The sequence below is a fragment of the Photorhabdus africana genome (assembly GCF_035181445.1).
Classification (GTDB): Bacteria; Pseudomonadota; Gammaproteobacteria; order Enterobacterales; family Enterobacteriaceae; genus Photorhabdus; species Photorhabdus laumondii.
Map to the genome: position 1 here is coordinate 1 of NZ_JAXBVE010000339.1, position 223 is coordinate 223.

General features: G+C 64.1%; 1 protein-coding gene. It reads left to right on the forward strand.

The genetic code is table 11. From position 1 onward, the window contains the following. A partial coding sequence (locus SLS51_RS25035) for a type VI secretion protein IcmF/TssM N-terminal domain-containing protein (protein WP_323840944.1) occupies nucleotides 1–223 on the forward strand: 223 nt, incomplete at both ends.

Below are 223 nucleotides of genomic sequence, written 5' to 3' on the forward strand. Positions count from 1 at the left end.
CAGTCCGCTGTTCAGCTTCACCCGCCAGATACAGGGGCTGCACAGCTATCTGGTGCCGCTGCTGGAGGGGCTCCTCGACAACGGCGGCCCGGCACAGCCGGGCCTGCGGGGCGTTTATCTCACCTCGTCCAAACAAATCGGCCAGATGGATGACATTTTTACCCAGTCTGCCGCCGTGCAGTATCACCTGGGGCCGCAGGCTTTTCCCACCTGGCCGGTGGCG